Origin of the sequence: Pseudomonas sp. UYEF17 (genome assembly GCF_040546125.1) — a bacterium.
GTDB lineage: Bacteria > Pseudomonadota > Gammaproteobacteria > Pseudomonadales > Pseudomonadaceae > Aquipseudomonas > Aquipseudomonas putida_Z.
The window spans coordinates 241267-257850 of sequence record NZ_JBEPNE010000007.1; the positions used below are offsets into that span (position 1 = coordinate 241267).

Here is a 16584-nt window from a genome sequence, read left to right on the forward strand (position 1 = left end):
TCACTGCTCCATCATCTCCGGGTCCATTACCGGCATTTTAGGCGTACCTGGTGGTGTCACCTTCAGCAGCACCGCCAGGTGCCCACCGTCGAGGAAGGTCAGCTGGCCGCCCTTGACGTTGCTGTTGCTCTGCTTGAACTGCTCGCTTTGCAGCACGTTGCCGTTGCCGTCCAGCTGGTTGACCCAGAAGTTGGCCTCGACCGCGATGAAGCGGCCCTCGGCGATGCTCAGGTTGCCTTCGATGGGGAAGTGGCCGAACTGCTCGGTGCCTTCACCCAGGGCGATGCGGCTGGGCTCGCTGCCCACTTGCTGCTGCCAGGCCTTGTGCAGCAGCACGGTGTAGTCGGCGGTGGCTTCCAGGCGGGTGGCTTCATCTTCCAGCGCCAGGCGGCGCTCGGCGTCCTTTTCCAGGCGTGGAGCGCCAGCGCTCCAGTCTTCGGGGGCGAACGGGCTGGTGAAGGCGGGCACGCTGTTCTGCCGCACCAGGATCATTTCTACCTGATACAGGCCTTCGGCGAAGGCGGCCGGGGCGAACAGCGCCAGCAGCAGGGTCAGGCAACGGATGGCACGCATGGATCTTCCTTAGGCAGGCTGTGGGGTCAGGCGCTCGAACAGCGCCTCCAGGTTATTGAAGCGTTCGTCGGGGCGTTCCATCGGTACCAGGAAGCGGAACTGGGTGGCGCCTTCGAACTTGTAGCGTTTGGGCTGGCCCTGGATCAGCTTGATCAGGGTCAGCGGGTCGACCGGGGTCTCGGCCTCGAACTCGATCTTGCCGCCGTTGGGGCCGGCGTCGACTTTCTTGATGCCGAGCTTTTCCGCGTGCAGCTTGAGCGAGGTCAGGCGCATCAGGTTCTTGGTCGGCTCGGGCAGCAGGCCGAAGCGGTCGATCATTTCCACCTGCAGGTCCTTGAGGCCTTCTTCGTCGGCCGCCGAGGCAATGCGCTTGTACAGGATCAGCCGCGCATGCACGTCGGGCAGGTAGTCCTCGGGGATCAGGGCCGGCAGGCGCAGGTTGATTTCCGGGCCGCCGCCCAGCGGCTGCTCAAGGTTGGGCTGGGTGCCCTTGCGGATCGCCTTGACCGCGCGCTCGAGCATTTCCATGTACAGGGTAAAGCCCACCGCCTGGATCTGCCCGCTCTGGCCTTCGCCCAGCAGCTCGCCGGCGCCACGAATCTCCAGGTCGTTGGTGGCCAGCACGAAGCCGGCGCCGAGGTCCTGGGTGTTGGCGATCGCCTCCAGGCGTTTTTCGGCGTCGGCGCTGACCTTCTGCCGGGTTGGCGTCAGCAGGTAGGCGTAGGCCTGGTGGTGGCTGCGGCCAACACGGCCGCGCAGCTGGTGCAGCTGGGCCAGGCCGAACTTGTCGGCGCGCTCGATGACGATGGTGTTGGCGCTGGGCACGTCGATACCGGTTTCGATGATGGTCGAGGCCACCAGCACGTTGAAGCGCTTGTGGTAGAAGTCGCTCATCACCTGTTCCAGCTCGCGCTCGCGCATCTGCCCGTGGCCGATGCCGATGCGCGCCTCTGGCACCAGTTCGGCAAGGTCGGCGGCGCATTTCTCGATGGTTTTCACATCGTTGTGCAGGTAGTACACCTGGCCACCGCGCAGCAGCTCGCGCAGCAGCGCCTCCTTGACCGTGCTCTTGTTCTGCTCCATGACGAAGGTGCGTACCGACAGGCGGCGCGCCGGCGGCGTGGCGATGATCGACAGGTCGCGCATGCCCGCCACCGCCATGTTCAGCGTACGCGGGATCGGCGTGGCGGTGAGGGTGAGGATGTCCACCTCGCTGCGCAGGGCCTTGAGCTGTTCCTTCTGGCGCACGCCAAAGCGGTGCTCTTCGTCGATGATGGCCAGGCCCAGGTCCTTGAAGCGTACATCGTCCTGCAGCAGCTTGTGGGTGCCGATGAGGATGTCGATCTTGCCTTCGGCCAGATCGGCGGCGGCGTTGGCCACTTCCTTGGCCGACTTGAAGCGGCTCATCACCTCCACGGTCACCGGCCAGTCGGCAAAGCGGTCGCGGAAGCTGTTGTAGTGCTGCTGGGCGAGCAGGGTGGTGGGCACCAGCACGGCCACCTGGCGGCCGCTGTGCACGGCAATGAATGCCGCGCGCATGGCCACTTCGGTCTTGCCGAAGCCGACGTCGCCGCATACCAGGCGGTCCATCGGCTTGGGCGCCAGCATGTCGGCGCGCACCGCTTCGATGGCAGCCTGCTGGTCCGGGGTTTCCTCGAACGGGAAGCCGGCGCTGAAGGTGGCGTAGTCGGCGGACGGGTCGGCAAATGCATAGCCCTTGCGCGCGGCGCGGCGGGCATAGATGTCGAGCAGTTCGGCGGCCACATCGCGCACCTGTTCGGCGGCCTTGCGCTTGGCCTTCTGCCAGGCCTCCGAGCCCAGTCGGTGCAGCGGTGCCAGGGCATCGTCGCTGCCGGTGTAGCGGGCGATCAGGTGCAGGTTGGCCACCGGCACGTACAGCTTGGCGCCCTCGGCGTATTCCAGGGTGAGGAATTCGGCGGCCTGGCCGTCGATTTCCAGGGTGGCCAGGCCCAGGTAGCGGCCCACGCCATGGTCGATGTGCACCACCGGCGCGCCTTCGCGCAGCTCGGTCAGGTTCTTGATCACTGCGTCGTTGGCGGTTTCGCCGCGCTTGTCGCGGCGCCGGCGCTGCATGACCCGCTGGCCGAACAGCGGGCTTTCGGCGACCAGGGCGATGGCTGGGTCGTCCAGCAGCAGGCCTTCGTCCAGCGGGGCGATGGTGATTGCCAGGCGTTCGTTGCCGGTGATGAAGTCGGCCCAGCCGTCGACGGTATGCGGGCGCAGTTTCAGCCGTTCGAGCAGCTCCAGCAGCACTTCGCGCCGGCCTGCCGATTCGGCGGTGAACAACACTCGGCCAGGGAACTGGTCGAGGAAATTGGCCAGTTCGGCCAGGGGCTGGTTGGCCTTGGCCTCGATTGCCAGGTTGGGCAGGGGGCGCGCCGGGAAGCGCTCGCGGCCCACGCCCGGGTCGAGGTCTTCGGTGCTGACCACTACCCGTGGCCATTGCTTGAGCCGGGCGAAGCAGTCTTCCACCGGCAGGAACAGTTCGGCCGGTGGCAGCAGCGGCCGGCTCAGGTCGCCACGGCGGTCTTCATAACGCCCGCGCACGTCGTTCCAGAAGTGTTCTGCGGCCTGTTCCACGCCGGGCAGCGAGAACACCTGGGTGTCGGCCGGCAGGTAGTCGAACAGGGTCGAGGTTTCTTCGAAGAACAGCGGCAGGTAGTACTCGATGCCGGCGGGGATGATGCCGCTGGCCAGGTCCTGGAAGATCGCGCTGCGGCGGAAATCGACATCGAAGCGTTCGCGGAAGCGCGCCTTGAAGCGGGTCACTTCCTCTTTCTGCATCGGGAACTCGCGCGCCGGCAGCAGGCGCACCGAATCTACCTTGTCGATCGAGCGCTGGGTCTCGGGGTCGAAGGTGCGCAGCGTCTCGATCTCGTCATCGAACAGGTCGATGCGGTAGGGCAGCTTGCTGCCCATCGGGAACAGGTCGATCAGCGCGCCGCGCACGGCGAACTCGCCATGCTCGTAGACGGTGTCGACGCAGCGATAGCCACTGGCCTCCAGGCGCAGGCGCATCTGCTCCACGTCGATGGTCTGGCCCACGTCCAGCACCAGGCTGCTGCCCAGCAGGAAGCGGGTCGGCGCCAGGCGGTGCAGGGCGGTGGTGATCGGCACCACGAGGATGCCGTGGCTCAGCTCCGGCAGGCGGTAGAGGCTGGCGATGCGCTGGGAAATGATGTCCTGGTGCGGCGAGAACAGGTCGTAGGGCAGGGTTTCCCAATCGGGGAACGGCAGCACCGGCAGGTCCGGGGCAAAGAAGCGAAGTTCCTGTTCCAGACGATCGGCAGCCTGGCTGTCGGCAGTCAGCAGCAAAGTGAAGCGGCCCGCGCTGCTGGCGGCCTCGGCGATGGCCAGGCTGAGGGTGGCACCGGGTAGATTGCCCCAGGTTTGTTTGCCGGCCGTGGCCGACATTTGCGGTAGGCGCAGAACTGACACGGGAGATTGCACTCCAAGCGTTGCGGCAAAGAGATCAATTGTACCGGTGACGGTGCCGGCTGTCAGGTTCGAAAGGGCGTGAACGCTGGCTTGCGTGGCCGCGACAGGCGCTCATTGCCCGTAACGCGTTGGGGCGTCATAATGTAGCCCCTTTTTTCTGTCCCTACATGTGGAAGGTTCCCGTGACTCAGAAGCCCGACCAGTGTCTTGGTGAGTGGATCGATCGTGAAGCCCTGGCTGAAGCGATGATCCCGCTTATCGGTCAGCTCTACCGCAACAACAACGTGGTGAGCTCGATTTATGGCCGTAGCCTGATCAACCGTTCGGTTATCTCGATCCTCAAGGCGCACCGCTTTGCGCGTCATCGTCAAGCCGACGAAACCGAACTGTCCGTCCACGAGACATTCCCCCTGCTCAAGGCCATGAGTGAGCTGAAACTGGGCGCCGCTTCGGTCGACCTGGGCAAGCTGGCCAACAAGTTCAAGCAGGAAGGCAATGGCCGCACTGCCGAGCAGTTCGTCCGTGAAGAACTGGCCGAGGTGGTTGGCCAGCAGAACGCTTCGGCGCGCAAGGGCACTGACGTTGTCCTGTACGGCTTCGGCCGCATCGGCCGCCTGCTGGCGCGCATCCTGATCGAGAAGACCGGTGGCGGCGACGGCCTGCGCCTGCGCGCCATCGTCGTGCGCAAGGGCGCCGAGAACGACCTGGTCAAGCGTGCCAGCCTGCTGCGCCGTGACTCGGTGCACGGCCCGTTCGATGGCACCATCACCATCGACGAAGCCAACAACACCATCACCGCCAACGGCAACCTGATCCAGGTTATCTACGCCAAGAGCCCGAGCGAAGTCGACTACACCCAGTACGGCATCGAAAACGCGCTGATCGTCGACAACACCGGCGTATGGCGTGATGCCGACGGCCTGGGCCAGCACCTGGCCTGCCCGGGCGCTGCCCGCGTGATCCTCACCGCACCTGGCAAGGGCGCGCTGAAGAACATCGTGCACGGCATCAACCACGGTGACATCGCTGCCGATGACAAGATCATCTCGGCCGCTTCCTGCACCACCAACGCCATCGTGCCGGTGCTCAAGGCCATCAACGACCAGTACGGCATCGTCAACGGCCACGTCGAAACCGTTCACTCGTTCACCAACGACCAGAACCTGATCGACAACTTCCACAAGGGCAGCCGCCGTGGCCGTGCCGCGCCGCTGAACATGGTCATCACCGAAACCGGCGCCGCCACTGCTGCCGCCAAGGCACTGCCAGTGCTGAAGGGCAAGCTGACCGGCAACGCCATTCGCGTACCGACGCCGAACGTTTCGATGGCCATCCTCAACCTGAACCTCGAGAAGGCCACCAGCCGCGACGAGATCAACGAGTACCTGCGCCAGACCGCCATGCACTCGGAACTGCACAAGCAGATCGATTACGTCAGCTCGCAGGAAGTGGTTTCGACCGACTTCGTCGGTTCGCGCCACGCCGGTGTGGTTGACGCCGAAGCGACCATCTGCAACGACAACCGCGTTGTTCTGTACGTCTGGTACGACAACGAATTCGGTTACAGCTGCCAGGTGGTTCGTGTGATGGAAGAGATGGCCGGTGTGAACCCGCCAGCGTTTCCGCACTGATACGCTTGTAAGGCAATGAAAAAACGGGAACCTTCGGGTTCCCGTTTTTTTTCGCCTGATATTTTCTGTGCTGGCGCGGTCATTGTGGGAGCGGCCTTGTGTCGCGAAAGGGCTGCGCAGCAGCCCCCGGTTGTCAGCGTCACATCTGAAAATGCCGGGGCTGCTGCGCAGCCCTTTCGCGACACAAGGCCGCTCCCACAGGGCCAGTACAGGTAATCGAGAGCCCGAACCTTGCGCACAGCCTTGCTGTTCATCCTCATGCTGCTCACCGCCTGCAACCAGGGCCCCACCCTGGAGCGCCTGGGCGGCCCGACCATGGGCAGCAGCTACAGCATCCAGTACGTGCGCGAACCCGGCGGCCCGGCGCCGGTCCAGGTGCAGGCGGCAGTCGAAACCATCCTGCACGACATCGACCAGCATTACTCGACCTACCGCGGCGACTCCACCGTCAGCCGTTTCAACCAGTTGCCCGCCAATCAGTGCCTGGTCCTGCCGTCCGACATGCTCGAACTGGTCAGCCTTGGTCAGCACCTGGCCGAGCAGAGCGGCGGCGCCTTCGACCTTACCGTCGAACCCTTGCTCGACCTGTGGGGCTTCGGCCCCCAGGCCCGTCACGAGCAGGTGCCCGACCCGCTGGCCCTGGCCCAGGTGCGCCAGCGCGTGGGCTACCGGCACTTGCACATCGACGGCCAGGCCCTTTGCAAGGACGCCCCGGTGCAACTCGACTTCAACAGCATCGCCGCCGGCCATGCCGTCGACCTGATCGCCGCGCGCCTGCAGGCCATGGGCGTGGCCAGCTTTGTCGCCGAAGCCACCGGCGAGCTCAAGGCCGCCGGCCGCAAGCCCGATGGCAGCCCATGGCGCATCGCCCTGGAGCTGCCCCGCGAAGATCGCCAGATAGCCCGCCAGATCATCCCGGTCAATGGCCTTTCAGTATCAACCTCGGGTGACTATCGGCACTATTTCGAGGAGAATGGCCGGCGCTATTCGCACACCTTCGATGCCCGCCTCGGGCGCCCGGTGCAGCACGACCTGGCCGCGGTCACCGTGCTCGATGCCTCGGCGCTGCAGGCCGACGGCTATTCGACGCTGCTGTTGATCCTGGGCCCGGAACGTGGCTGGGATTTTGCCGTGGCGCATGACCTGGCCGCGGTATTGGTGACTCGGGCCGAGGGTGGCTTCGTCTCCCGAGCTACGCCCGCATTCGAACGGGCAGTGAAAGGCGAATGAAAGCGCAAGCAGGGATGATCGCCGCCAGGGAATGGTTCACACATGTAGTGCGGGCAAAATTGGCCTACGACGCGACCAAGGGTTAATGTGCGCGGCGTTCACGCTTGATTAGACTGCACCCGAATTTTCTCATGACGCCCCGGCGGCATGATCGCGCCCCGCGAGCGACCGTGGCTTGCGGGCCAGTTCTGAAGGAGTACGCATGGCTGTCTACAACTACGACGTAGTGGTGCTGGGTTCCGGCCCGGCCGGAGAAGGTGCGGCAATGAACGCCGCCAAAGCAGGGCGCAAGGTGGCGATGGTCGATAGCCGTCGCCAGGTCGGGGGCAACTGCACCCACCTGGGCACCATCCCGTCCAAGGCACTGCGTCACTCGGTGCGGCAGATCATGCAGTTCAACACCAACCCGATGTTCCGTGCCATCGGTGAGCCGCGCTGGTTCTCGTTCCCGGACGTGCTGAAAAGCGCCGAGAAGGTCATCGCCAAGCAGGTAGCGTCGCGCACCGGCTACTACGCGCGTAACCGCGTGGACGTGTTCTTCGGCACCGGCAGCTTCGCCGACGAGCAGACCGTTGAAGTGGTCTGCCCGAACGGTGTGGTGGAAAAGCTCAACGCCAAGCACATCATCATCGCCACCGGCTCGCGCCCGTACCGCCCGGCCGACATCGACTTCCACCACCCGCGCGTCTACGACAGCGACACCATCCTCAGCCTCAGCCACACCCCACGCAAGCTGATCGTGTACGGTGCCGGCGTGATCGGTTGCGAATACGCCTCGATCTTCAGCGGCCTGGGTGTATTGGTAGAGCTGGTGGACAACCGTGGCCAGTTGCTGAGCTTCCTCGACTCGGAAATTTCCCAGGCGCTGAGCTACCACTTCAGCAACAACAACATCACCGTGCGCCACAACGAAGAGTATGAGCGCGTCGAAGGCCTGGACAACGGGGTGATCCTGCACCTGAAGTCGGGCAAGAAGATCAAGGCAGACGCCTTGCTGTGGTGCAACGGCCGTACCGGCAACACCGACAAGCTGGGCCTGGAAAACATCGGTATCAAGGTCAACAGCCGCGGCCAGATCGAGGTCGACGAGGCCTACCGCACCAGCGTGCCGAACATCTACGGTGCCGGCGACGTGATTGGCTGGCCGAGCCTGGCCAGTGCCGCTCATGACCAGGGCCGCTCTGCCGCTGGCAGCATCGTCGATAATGGCAGCTGGCGCTTCGTCAACGACGTGCCGACCGGCATCTACACCATTCCGGAGATCAGCTCGATCGGCCGCAACGAACAGGAACTGACCCAGGCCAAGGTGCCGTACGAAGTGGGCAAGGCCTTCTTCAAGGGCATGGCGCGCGCGCAGATCGCCGGTGAGCCGCAGGGCATGCTGAAGATCCTGTTCCACCGCGAAACCCTGGAAATCCTTGGCGTACACTGCTTCGGCTACCAGGCTTCGGAGATCGTCCACATCGGCCAGGCGATCATGAACCAGCCGGGTGAGCAGAACAACCTGAAGTACTTCGTCAACACCACGTTCAACTACCCGACCATGGCCGAAGCCTATCGGGTAGCTGCCTACGACGGCCTGAACCGGCTTTTTTGAGCGGCTCCGACCGGTGGCCTGAGCCGGTCGGAGAGACCGATTTCAACCCTGCCCGAGGGTGGTCTTGGCCAAACCGGGAAAGTCTGTAATCAGGCTGTCCACGCCAAAATCAGCGAGCCGGCGCATCAGTGCCGGTTCGTTGACCGTCCACACCGACACGTGCAAACCCTGGCCCTGGGCTTTGAGCAGGCGCTCGGGGGTGCACAGTGTCCAGTTCAATGCCAGCAGCTCGCAGCCGTAGTTCTGCGCCACTTTCAGCGGGTCGAGCCAGGCGTATTCGGCCACCAGCCCGCGCTTGACGTCCGGCACCAGCTCCAGGGCGGCACCCAGCACTTCGCGTGAGCTGGAGGTGATGGTCACCTTGTCCAGCAGGCCGTACTGCTGGGCCAGTTCGCGGATTGCCAGCACGGTAGTGGCGGCACGGGTGCGCGAGGCGCTTTTCACCTCCAGCTGCCAGTGCTCGAACGGGCATTTCTGGAACAGTTCTTCCAGTTTCGGGATCGGGCAGGGCTGGACGTGGCCCGGGCCGCCTTTGCGGGCATCGATCTTGACCAGCTCGGCGGCCGGGTGCTCGACCACCTTGCCGCGTTTGCCGGTGGTGCGCTTGAGAGTGGGGTCGTGGATCACCATCAGCTCGTTGTCGGCCGACAGGTGCAGGTCCAGCTCGCAGCGGGTCACGCCATGGGCGAGGCATTGCTGGAAGCTCTTCAGGGTGTTCTCGGGCGCTTCGCCCTTGGCGCCGCGGTGGCCGTAGATCAGGGTCACGTTCGTTCCTTCAAATCAGAGAAAAATGGGCTCAGGAGGCGGGGTCGTTCTGTTCCAGTTGCTGGCGCCGTTGCTGCTGCTGGCGCTGCAGGATGTAGCGGGCCAGCAGTTGCCGTTGGGCGTCGGTCATGTCGGTGAATTCGGTGCCGACCTCGAAGCCGCCCTCCGGGCGCGGGTCGCAATGGGTTACCTTGCCGCGCAGCAGCAGGCCGTGGGCGCGCGGCATCAGCACCATCTTCACCTTGACTCGGGTGCCGGGGGCCACCGCTGCGGCTTGCGCGAATTCGATGCCGCCCTCGGAAATGACCACCGGCTGGGGCTGGCCGACTTCGCCGATCAGGGTCTGGGCAACCACCGCGCTAAGCAGGTCGAGGCGTTTGTTCTGCGCGCGCAGGAAGGCGGCGAGGGTGCGGTCCTTTTCGCTCAGCTGGCGCAGCAGGTGCTGCGACTCGAAGTCGGACAGGTGCAGTTCGCTGAGCAGGTTGAATAGTGGCGAATCATCTTGCAACACATCTGGGTCAAGGGCTTCGGCCGCGCTGAGGGGGCTGATTTGAAGTGCGATCCGATCTTCGATGCGGTAGTATTCGCGGCGATCTTCTTCGTCTAATGTCGTCATGGCGAACCCAAGGTAGCGGCGGTGGTCCGAGTGTAAAGCCGCCGTAGGCGCCTCGCCACAAGGACGTTCCCTTTCATCCGAACAAGCCCCGACATGTTCAGACCTCTTTTCGCATTCATCGGCACGCGTTATACCCGTGCCAAACGTCGCAATCACTTCGTCTCGTTCATTTCCCTGACCTCGATGATCGGCCTCGCCCTGGGCGTGGTGGTGATGATCGTGGTGCTCTCGGTGATGAACGGTTTCGACCACGAGATGCGCACCCGCGTGTTGGGCATGATCCCGCATGCCACGCTGGAGAGCGGCCAGCCCATTGCCGACTGGCCGGCCCTTGCCCAACAAGTAAAGCAGAATCCGCAGGTGGTGGCGGTTGCGCCCTTCACCCAGATGCAGGGCCTGCTGACCCATGAAGGCAAGGTGCAGAAGGTGCTGCTCAACGGCATCGACCCGGCCCGCGAGCGCGAAGTGTCGATCATCGACAAGTTCGTCCTGCAAGGCCGCCTCGACCAGCTGGCGCCGGGCGAGTGGGGCATCATGATCGGCGACAAGGCCGCGGCCAAGCTGGGCGTGGGCATCGGCGACAAGCTCACCTTCGTCGCCCCCGAGGTCAGCGTGACCCCGGCCGGCATGTTCCCGCGCATGAAGCGCTTCACCGTGGTCGGCACCTTCCACGTGGGCGCGGGCGAGATCGACGGCTACCTGGGCCTGACCAACATCAGCGACCTGTCCCGCCTGCACCGCTGGAAGCCCGACCAGGTCCAGGGCCTGCGCCTGAAGTTCGACGACCTGTTCCAGGCGCCACGGGTGGCCTGGGACATCGCCCAGCGCCTGGGTGAGCAGGAGTTCTACAGCCGTGACTGGACCCGTACCCACGGCAACCTGTACCAGGCGATCCGCATGGAAAAGGCCATGATCGGCCTGTTGTTGCTGCTGATCGTGGCGGTGGCGGCGTTCAACATCATTTCCACCCTGGTGATGGTGGTCAACGACAAGCGTGGCGACATCGCCATCCTGCGTACCTTGGGCGCCACGCCCGGGCAGATCATGCTCATCTTCATGGTCCAGGGCACGGTGATCGGGGTGATCGGTACCCTGATCGGCGCCGTGGTCGGGATCGTCGCCGCGCTGAACGTGAGCGCGGTGATCGCCGGCATCGAGAAACTGATCGGGCACAAGTTCCTCAACGCCGACGTGTATTTCATCGATTACCTGCCGTCGCAGATCCAGGCCCAGGACGTGTACATGGTCTGCGGTGCGGCGCTGGTCCTGAGTTTCTTCGCCACCCTGTACCCGGCCTGGCGTGCGGCCCGCACCCAGCCTGCAGAGGCGCTACGTTATGAGTGAGTCGCGCATGAGTGATAAAGCCGTTCTGAGTTGCCGCAACCTGGGCAAGTCCTACGACGAGGGCCCGGAATCGGTGCAGGTGCTGTCCGGGCTCAACCTCGAGCTGCATGCCGGGGAGCGGGTAGCCATCGTGGGTAGCTCCGGCTCGGGCAAGAGTACCTTGCTCAACCTGCTGGGCGGCCTCGACCGGCCGACCCAGGGCAGCGTCTGGCTGGCCGGCGAGGAGCTGTCGGCATTGGGCGAGCGTGCCCGTGGCCTGTTGCGCAACCGCGAGCTGGGCTTTGTCTACCAGTTCCACCACCTGCTGCCGGAATTCACTGCCATCGAGAACGTGTGCATGCCATTGCTGATCGGCCGCACGCCCATCCCCGAAGCCCGTGAGCGTGCCGAGGCGCTGCTCAAGCGCGTGGGCCTGGCCCACCGCTTCAACCACAAGCCGGCCGAACTGTCCGGTGGTGAACGCCAGCGGGTGGCGATCGCCCGGGCACTGGTCAACCGCCCCGGCCTGGTAATGCTCGACGAGCCGACCGGCAACCTCGACCACCACACCGCCCAGGGCATCCAGGAGTTGATGCAGGAACTGTCCAGCGCGTCGCGCACGGCGTTCCTGGTGGTTACCCACGACCTCAACCTGGCGCGCCAGATGGACCGTGTATTGAAGCTCGACGACGGCCACCTGGTGGCGATCTGATCGACTGCACGGGGTGGCCGGTGCCGCCCCGTTTTCCTGTTTTCATTGGGTGATTTCGTACATGTTCAGACCCTTGCCCATCTTCATCGGCGCGCGCTACACCCGAGCCAAGCGCCGCAACCACTTCATCTCGTTCATCTCGATGACCTCGATGATCGGCCTGTCGCTGGGCGTGCTGGCGATGATCGTGGTGCTGTCGGTGATGAATGGCTTCCAGCGCGAAATGAGTTCGCGCATCCTCGGCCTGGTGCCGCATGCCGCCATCCTCGGCGTGCAGCCGCTGGACGACTGGCACAAGGTGGCGGACGCGGCCATGCGCGACCCGGCGGTGATGGCGGCGGCGCCGATTACCGAAATGGAAGGCATGCTGTCGTACAAGGGCGCGATGCAGCCGATCCAGGTAGGCGGTATCGACCCGGCTGAAGAGGACAAGGTCTCGATCGTCGGCCAGCATATCGTCCAGGGCCGCCTGCAGGACCTGCAGCCGGGTGAGTTCGGCGTGGTCATCGGTGAGCTGACTGCGCGGCGCTTCCGCCTGAATACCGGCGACAAACTGACCCTGATCGTGCCGGAAATCAGCAAGGAGCCGGGTGGCATCACCCCGCGCATGCAGCGCCTGACCGTGGTCGGCATCTTCAAGGTCGGCGCCGAGCTGGACGGCTCGCAGGCTTACATCCACGTCGACGATGCCGGCGCCATGCAGCGCTGGGCGCCGGGCCAGGTGCAGGGCGTGCGCCTGAAACTGCACGACCTGTATGCCGCACCGCAGGTGTCCAAGGCCATCGCTGCCGGGCTGGGCGATGCCTACCGTGCCGATGACTGGTCGCATACCCAGGGCAGCCTGTTCAGCGCCATGAAGATGGAAAAGACCATGATCGGCCTGCTGTTGCTGATGATCATCGCGGTGGCAGCGTTCAACATCATCGCCACCCTGGTGATGGTGGTGAACGACAAGGGCCCGGACATCGCCATCCTCCGTACCCTGGGCGCCACGCCTGCGCAGATCATGGGCACGTTCATGGTCCAGGGCAGCCTGATCGGCATTGTCGGGACGCTGATCGGTGGCGTGCTTGGGGTAATTGCGGCGTTCAACGTCAGCCAGATCGTCGGTTGGCTGGAGCGGGTGAGCGGGCAGCACATCTTTACTTCGGATGTGTACTTCGTCAGCAGCTTGCCGTCGCAGTTGCAGTGGGGCGATGTGGCGATCATCTGCACTGCCGGGTTGGTGATGAGCTTCCTGGCGACCATTTACCCGGCTTATCGGGCATCGCAGGTGCAGCCGGCGATTGGCCTGGCAGTTTGATGTTTACCTGAGAGTCTGGGGGCGCTTTGCGCCCCTTTCGCGACACAAGGTCGCTCCCACAAGGATCGCGAATTGGCCAAGCTGACGCGATCCTTGTGGGAGCGGCCTTGTGTCGCGATGGGCTGCGAAGCAGCCCCAGTTTCACCGACCCTGAGTGAACTCGATCAAAAACCGCGTCCACCCATCCTCGCATTGCGCCCGAATGCTCCCACCATGGGCCTGCACGATCGACCGGGTAATCGCCAACCCCAACCCGGCATGCTCGCTACTGCCTTCCCGCCGCGCCGGGTCCACCCGGTAGAAGCGGTCGAACAACCGTGGTAACACTGCCGGCTCGATAGCCGCCCCGGTATTGGCCACGCCAATCCTCGGCCCTGGCCCCAATGTCACCTTTATCTGCCCACCCGCCGGGGTGAAGCGCAAGGCATTGTCCAGCAAGTTGGACAGCGCCCGGCGCAGCATATGCCGGTCGCCCTGCAGCAGCGCCTCACCCTCGCGCAGCATCTGCACGCCGCTGTCCTCTGCCAGCGGCGCGTAGTACTCCAGCAGTGCATCCACCTCCTCATGCAGCACTAGCGGTGCTTGCCCCGGCACCAGCAGGCCATGGTCGGCCTTGGCCAGGAACAGCATGTCGTTGATCATCTGCGCCATCCATTGCAGCTCCTCGAGGTTGCCGTGCAGGGCTTCGCGGTACTCTTCGAGGCTGCGCGGGCGGGTGAGGGTGACCTGGGTGTGGGTCAGCAGGTTGGACAGCGGCGTGCGCAGCTCGTGGGCGATGTCGGCGGAGAATGCCGACAGGCGCTGGAAGGCATCGTCCAGGCGCTGCAGCATGGCGTTCATGGCCGTCGCCAGTTCGGCCAGCTCTTCGGGCATCTGTGCCACCGGCAGGCGTGTGGTGAGCGAGCGCGCCGATACGCTGGCAGCCACCTGGCCCATCTGCCGCAACGGTCGCAGCCCGCGGCGTGCAGCCCAGGCACCGAGTAGCGCCGTGGCCAGCGCCGACAGGCCCACCGTCAGCCAGATCAGCCGTTGCATGCCCTGCAGGAAGTGCTGGTGATGGGTGATGTCGAGGTACAGGGTCAGTTGTGGCGACTGCGGGGCGTCTTGCGCCAGGTGCACGGCCAGGCTGCGGTAGTCGGTGCCTTGCGCATGCAGGGTTGCCAGCCCGTCGGGCAGTGGCGTCCGGGGCAGGCCTGTGCGGCTTTCGAACCAGGTGGCGCCGTCGCTGCCGTTGATGCGCAGGGCCAGGTCGGCCTGGTGGCCCAGTTCATCGCGCAAGGCGGGCAGGCGCGCCTGCAGCTCGGCCGGGGTGGTGATGCCGGCCAGCTGGGTGCGGAACAGCGACAGGCGCGAGTCCAGCAGTTGCTGGTCCAGTTCGACGAAATGCTGTTCGCTGGCCCGGCTGAATATCAGGCCGGCACCGAGCGAGACAGCGGCGGTGCAGGCGGCGAACAGCAGGGCCAGGCGGCTGCCGAGGGAGACCCGACGCATCACTCAGCGCGCTCTTCGAGTACATAGCCCATGCCGCGTACGGTATGGATCAGCTTGTTGGGGTGCGGGTCGTCGATCTTCAGGCGCAGGCGGCGGATCGCCACTTCGATCACATTGGTGTCGCTGTCGAAATTCATGTCCCACACCTGCGAGGCGATCAGCGATTTGGGCAGCACCTCGCCCTGGCGGCGCAGCAGCAGTTCAAGCAGGGCGAACTCCTTGGCGGTCAGGTCGATGCGCTGGCCGGCGCGCTCGGCGCGGCGGCGGATCAGGTCCAGGCGCAGATCGGCCAGGCCCAGGGTGGTGTCCTGGCTGGGGCTGGTGCCCCGGCGCAGAAGGCTGCGCACCCGCGCCAGCAGTTCGGAGAAGGCGAACGGCTTGACCAGGTAATCATCGGCGCCCAATTCCAGGCCGTGCACCCGGTCCTCCACGGCATCGCGGGCGGTGAGAAACAGTACCGGGGTGTCCAGGCCGGCCTGGCGCACGGCCTGGAGGATCTGCCAGCCGTCACGGCCGGGCAGCATCACGTCCAGAATCAGCAGGTCGTGGTCGCCGGTCAGGGCGAGGAACTGGCCGGTCTCGCCGTCAGTGGCCAGTTCGGTGGCGAAGCCGGCCTCGTTCAGGCCCTGGCTCAGGTACTGGCCGGTACGGGCCTGGTCTTCGACGATCAGCAGTTTCATTGGGTGAATTGACTCCAGCAAACGGCACAAAACCCTGTGGGAGCGGGTTTACCCGCGAAGAATTCAACACGGTGCATGGCACCGGCTTTGCCGGTGTTCGCGGGTGAACCCGCTCCCACAGGGATTGGGTGATGCTGAGATGATACGTGACGATGCACCCGCTCGCCCCAAACTGACGAAGATGTAATCCCGCTGACTTGCGCTCCAAGGCGGGGTGCAAAACCGGTAGACTAGGGGCAATTTCGAACCTTCAGGTCAGTTTCCATGCATCCCGCTGCCGAACATTCCCCGCTGGGCAAGTCCAGCGAATACATTGCCACCTATTCTCCGGAGTTGCTGTTCCCGATCCCGCGTACCGCCAAGTGGGCCGAACTGGGCGTTACCGCCCAGACTTTGCCGTGGCAGGGTGTGGATTACTGGAACTGCTTCGAGCTGAGCTGGCTGCTGCCGTCGGGCAAGCCGGTGGTGGCGATCGGCGAGTTCGCCATCCCCGCCGATTCGCCGAACATCATCGAGTCCAAGTCGTTCAAGCTGTACCTGAATTCGCTGAACCAGACAGTGTTCGCCTCGCTTGGCGAACTGCAGGCGTGCCTGGAGAAAGACCTGTCCGCCGCCGCCGGCAAGCCGGTCGGCGTGAAAGTGCGCACCCTGGCCGAGGTCGAGGCCCAAGGCGTAGTGGCCTTGCCGGGGCAGTGCATCGATGCGCTGGACGTTGCCATCAGCAATTACGAACAGCCACAGCCAGAGCTGCTGCACTGCAACCCGGAGCGGCAGGTGGAAGAAACCCTGCACAGCCACCTGCTGAAGTCCAACTGCCCGGTCACCGGCCAGCCGGACTGGGGCAGCGTGGTGGTCGAGTACAAGGGCAGGGCGCTGGACCATGCCAGCCTGCTGACCTACCTGATCAGCTTCCGCCAGCATGCCGACTTCCACGAGCAGTGTGTGGAGCGGATCTACCTGGACTTGAAGAACCTGCTGCAGCCGGAGCATTTGACGGTTTATGCGCGCTATGTGCGCCGAGGTGGGCTGGATATCAACCCTTACCGCAGCACGGGGGCGATCAGCCCGGACAACAAGCGCCTGGTTCGGCAGTAAGTTCAAGTGCGCCGGGGCCGCTTTGCGGCCCATTCGCAGCACAAGGCTGCTCCTACAGGGAAACGCATAACCCCAGTAGGAGCAGCCTTGTGCTGCGAATGGGCTGCGA

13 protein-coding genes are annotated in these 16584 nt (G+C 64.6%); 7 read left to right on the plus strand and 6 right to left on the minus strand.

The features are described from left to right. A complete protein-coding gene (locus ABIB24_RS14160) occupies positions 1–573 on the minus strand; it encodes a CsiV family protein (RefSeq protein ID WP_137163344.1) in 573 nt (190 codons plus the stop codon). Between the two features lie 9 nt (positions 574–582). Next, positions 583–4032, minus strand: coding sequence for a transcription-repair coupling factor (gene mfd, locus ABIB24_RS14165; protein ID WP_025338331.1), 3450 nt, complete (start codon positions 4030–4032; stop codon positions 583–585). A gap of 167 nt (positions 4033–4199) precedes the next feature. Between mfd and ABIB24_RS14170 the strand changes: the two genes are divergently transcribed. From ABIB24_RS14170 to sthA, 3 genes are all read left to right on the plus strand, one after another. Continuing rightward, positions 4200–5663 carry a glyceraldehyde-3-phosphate dehydrogenase gene (locus tag ABIB24_RS14170; RefSeq protein WP_031324543.1) on the plus strand — a complete coding sequence of 488 codons (1464 nt, stop codon included), beginning with the start codon at positions 4200–4202 and terminating at the stop codon, positions 5661–5663. A gap of 231 nt (positions 5664–5894) precedes the next feature. Beyond that, positions 5895–6893 carry an FAD:protein FMN transferase gene (locus ABIB24_RS14175; protein WP_274079404.1) on the plus strand — a complete coding sequence of 333 codons (999 nt, stop codon included), beginning with the start codon at positions 5895–5897 and terminating at the stop codon, positions 6891–6893. Between the two features lie 202 nt (positions 6894–7095). Further along, the gene (sthA, locus tag ABIB24_RS14180) at positions 7096–8490 is read left to right on the plus strand and encodes a Si-specific NAD(P)(+) transhydrogenase (RefSeq protein ID WP_015269541.1); all 1395 of its coding nucleotides are present in this window, start codon (positions 7096–7098) and stop codon (positions 8488–8490) included. A 42-nt stretch (positions 8491–8532) separates the two neighbouring features. Here sthA and ABIB24_RS14185 read toward each other — a convergent pair whose 3' ends face one another. Next, a complete protein-coding gene (locus tag ABIB24_RS14185; RefSeq protein ID WP_274079405.1) occupies positions 8533–9255 on the minus strand; it encodes a glycerophosphodiester phosphodiesterase in 723 nt (240 codons plus the stop codon). A gap of 31 nt (positions 9256–9286) precedes the next feature. After that, a complete protein-coding gene (locus ABIB24_RS14190) occupies positions 9287–9871 on the minus strand; it encodes a PilZ domain-containing protein (RefSeq protein WP_075044221.1) in 585 nt (194 codons plus the stop codon). Positions 9872–9964: 93 nt separating this feature from the next. Here ABIB24_RS14190 and ABIB24_RS14195 point away from each other — a divergent pair, with 93 nt between their 5' ends. The 3 genes from ABIB24_RS14195 to ABIB24_RS14205 all read left to right on the plus strand — a co-directional run bounded on the left by ABIB24_RS14195 (position 9965) and on the right by ABIB24_RS14205 (position 13209). Further along, positions 9965–11215: a lipoprotein-releasing ABC transporter permease subunit gene (locus ABIB24_RS14195; protein WP_046615859.1), complete on the plus strand. Its 1251-nt coding sequence runs from the start codon at positions 9965–9967 to the stop codon at positions 11213–11215. A gap of 7 nt (positions 11216–11222) precedes the next feature. After that, positions 11223–11906, plus strand: coding sequence for a lipoprotein-releasing ABC transporter ATP-binding protein LolD (gene lolD / locus ABIB24_RS14200; protein WP_169774647.1), 684 nt, complete (start codon positions 11223–11225; stop codon positions 11904–11906). Between the two features lie 61 nt (positions 11907–11967). Further along, positions 11968–13209 carry a lipoprotein-releasing ABC transporter permease subunit gene (locus ABIB24_RS14205; protein ID WP_274079407.1) on the plus strand — a complete coding sequence of 414 codons (1242 nt, stop codon included), beginning with the start codon at positions 11968–11970 and terminating at the stop codon, positions 13207–13209. A gap of 141 nt (positions 13210–13350) precedes the next feature. Here the strand turns inward: ABIB24_RS14205 and ABIB24_RS14210 are convergent, their stop codons facing one another. Together ABIB24_RS14210 and cinR are read right to left on the minus strand one after the other, a co-directional pair. Continuing rightward, a complete protein-coding gene (locus ABIB24_RS14210) occupies positions 13351–14703 on the minus strand; it encodes a heavy metal sensor histidine kinase (RefSeq protein WP_137163346.1) in 1353 nt (450 codons plus the stop codon). After that, complete coding sequence (cinR, locus tag ABIB24_RS14215) at positions 14700–15380, minus strand: two-component system response regulator CinR (RefSeq protein ID WP_015269546.1); 681 nt, start codon at positions 15378–15380, stop codon at positions 14700–14702. The genes ABIB24_RS14210 and cinR overlap by 4 nt, the downstream gene beginning before the upstream one ends. A 264-nt stretch (positions 15381–15644) precedes the next feature. Between cinR and queF the strand changes: the two genes are divergently transcribed. Beyond that, a complete protein-coding gene (gene queF / locus ABIB24_RS14220; RefSeq protein WP_085721133.1) occupies positions 15645–16475 on the plus strand; it encodes an NADPH-dependent 7-cyano-7-deazaguanine reductase QueF in 831 nt (276 codons plus the stop codon). The last annotated feature ends 109 nt before the right edge of the window (positions 16476–16584 follow it).